Annotated in this window: 3 protein-coding genes; all 3 read right to left on the bottom strand. The window is 74.0% G+C overall.

Annotated elements, in window-relative coordinates; all coding sequences use genetic code 11:
- Nucleotides 1–669, bottom strand: a 669-nt coding sequence (locus tag I53_RS27505; protein ID WP_043356975.1) for an MFS transporter, incomplete at its 3' end; no start/stop codon positions are given.
- A gap of 157 nt (nt 670–826) precedes the next feature.
- On the bottom strand, nt 827–1,852 hold the full coding sequence (locus I53_RS27500; protein ID WP_043356973.1) for a histone deacetylase family protein: 1,026 nt from the start codon (nt 1,850–1,852) through the stop codon (nt 827–829).
- Between the two features lie 9 nt (nt 1,853–1,861).
- Nucleotides 1,862–2,674: HD domain-containing phosphohydrolase (locus tag I53_RS30675; RefSeq protein ID WP_148291256.1), on the bottom strand; the 813-nt coding region annotated here is incomplete at its 5' end.

Below are 2,674 nucleotides of genomic sequence, written 5' to 3'. Positions count from 1 at the left end.
CGCTTTGAGCGCCTGCATCCACTGCTCGGATTCCTCCAGCGCCCGCCGCAGGTACAGGCAGACGAAGGCCGGCAGGGCACCCAGCGCGAACAGGATCCGCCAGGATTCCGGGCCCAGGGGCTCGGTGGCCGCGAGCACGGCCCACACGATGGCGGCCAGCACCGCGCCGCCGCCGAAACCCGATTGCAGGAAGCCGCAGCCCTTCGGCCGCGCCCGGTTCGGCCAGGTCTCGGCCACCAGGGCGATGCCGGTGGACCATTCCGAGCCGATGGCGAGCCCCGTGATGAACCGCAGGATCGCGAGCTGCGTGAAGCTCCCGGCGAAGGCGGTCAGCCCGGTGAAGACCGCGTAGCCGAGGATCGAGATCATCATCATGCGCTTGCGGCCGATATAGTCGGCCGCGATCCCGCCCATGAGGCCGCCGATCCCCCAGCCGAGCAGCGTGATGCCGATGGCGAGCCCCACGTAGGAGGCCGGCGCCTGGGCCTGCTCGGGGGTGAGGATCGAGGCCAGCGCCGGACGCAGGGCGTAGACCAGGGCCACCGCCTCGTAGCCGTCGAAGATCCAGCCGAGATAGCTGCCCCACAGGATCCGCCAGTGGCGCCGGGTGAGACCCGCGTACCACGGAGCGCTGGCCGCCTCGCCTAAGCCCACCTCGCCCGCGCCCATCGTCCGTTCCTCCCGCCCGGGACGCGTCGGCGGCGCCCGCCCCGCCCTGATAGGTCGGTTGTGGCATCGGGTCGACCACATCCGGGTAGCCGATCCGGCGCCCCGGCGATCACGATCGCATCACGCCTGCACCGCGGGGGCGGACGCGATGCGGGGCTCAGCGCGCGGCGTCGAAGGCCGCGAGGAAGGCCGCGAGGTTGTCCGGCAGGGCCGCGCAGAGGTAGCCGCCCTCCTGCACCAGGGCCGTGGGCAGCCCGGCCCGGGCGATCCGCTCCGCCGCCCCGACGAACCCCGCCCGGGTCACCGCGAGGGCGCCGATCGGGTCGTCCGCGGCGGCGTCGAGGCCCAGCGCCACCACGAGGGCCCGGGGCCGGTGCGCGGCGACAGCCGCGAGACCCGCCTCCAGGGCCTCGAGCCATAGCGCGTCCCCCGAGCCCGGCGGCAGCGGCAGGTTGCGGTTGAACCCCGCCCCCGCCCCGGTCCCGGTCTCGTCGGCGTAGCCGGCGAAGAACGGGAAGTAGTCGGACGGGTCGGCATGGACCGAGACCGTCAGCACGTCGGCGCGGGCGTAGAAGATCCCCTGCGTGCCGTTGCCGTGATGGACGTCGATGTCGAGGATCGCCACCGGGCCGCCGGTGGCGGCGCGCATCCGCTCGGCCGCGATGGCGCTGTTGTTGAGGAAGCAGAAGCCGCCGGCGGACTCCGCATAGGCGTGGTGGCCGGGCGGGCGGCACAGGGCGTAGGCGTGCCCCGCCGCGAGGGCCGCGTCGGCGGCCGCGACCGCGCATTGCGCCGACCCGTAGACCGCCGCCCAGGTGCCGGCGCGGATCGGCGTCGAGGTGTCGGCGGTGTAGAGGCCCAGCCGCCCGAGGAGGCCGGCGGGCCTCCGGTGCATCTGCGGCCGGGCGAAGGATCCGGTCAGGATCTCGTCGCCGATGTCGGGGATCTCGCCCCGGCGCGCCCAGGCCTCGGCCAGGAACGCCACGTAGTCCGGATCGTGCACCGCCCGGATCGGGTCGAGGCCGTGATCGGCCGGTTCGCCGAGGTCGTGGCCGCCCCGCAGGGCCGCGTCGCGCAGGATCGCGTAGCGGGCGGCCTGCTCGGGATGCGGGATCGGCGTGCCGCGCCGCAGGTAGCGTTCGGGATCGTGCCGGCCTGAATCGGGCGTGTGGAAGATGCGCATGCCAGAAGGTTAGGGGCTTCCGGGGGATGCGTCATCCGCCCGGCCCGCGCTCAGATGAGGTAGACGGTGCCGTCCGCGCGGAACACCTTGGGGCATTTCGCCCCGTCGACCAGGCGCCGGGCCGCGTCCAGGGAGATCCGGCGGGCCAGGGCGATCTCCGGCAGCGTCTTCCAGGTCGTGGTCATGGTGCGGCTCCGTCCGTGATCCGTGCGAGTCCGCGATCAACGGCGCAGACGAGCCCGGGTTCACCGATGGCGTCAGGAGCGCCTCGGGGCTGCTGACGCGCCATCCCGCCGGGGCCGGCGACGGGGCGGCGACCTCGCGGAGCAGGGTCGGCACCCGCGCCCAGGGTTCGGTGACCGGCCCCGCATTCGGCCGCACCCCCGCCCGGTTCTGCCCGCCGGCGATGCGGATGTCCGGGAAGCGCGCGCAGAAGGCCTCCACGCAGGCCGGGTCGAAGTGGCGGCCGCTGTCGGCGCGGATGCAGTCCAGGGCCGCGTCGAAGGGCAGCGCAGCCTTGTAGGGCCGCGCGGTGGTCAGGGCGTCGAACACGTCCGCCACCGCGACGATCCGGGCCGAGAGGGGAATCGCGGCGCCGACGAGCCCGTGCGGGTAGCCGCCGCCGTCCCATTTCTCATGGTGAAACTCGGCGATCTCGGCGGCCAGCCGGATCAGTTCGGAGGCGCTCCCGCCCAGGATGCGCCGGCCGATCGCCGGATGCGTCTTGATCAGGTCGAACTCGTCCCGGTCGAGCGGGCCGGGCTTGAGCAGGACGCCGTCCGGGATGCCGACCTTGCCGACATCGTGCAGGGGCGCCGCGAG

It is taken from the genome of Methylobacterium sp. B1, from assembly GCF_000333255.1.
GTDB lineage: Bacteria > Pseudomonadota > Alphaproteobacteria > Rhizobiales > Beijerinckiaceae > Methylobacterium > Methylobacterium fujisawaense.
The sequence above is the reverse complement of the archived record's forward strand: the minus strand, read 5'-3'. Positions and strand labels throughout refer to the sequence as shown.

Excerpts from the sequence above, each read along its gene's own strand:
- I53_RS27500 (WP_043356973.1), bottom strand. The coding sequence starts at position 1,852 with ATGCGCATCTTCCACACGCCCGATTCAGGCCGGCACGATCCCGAACGC.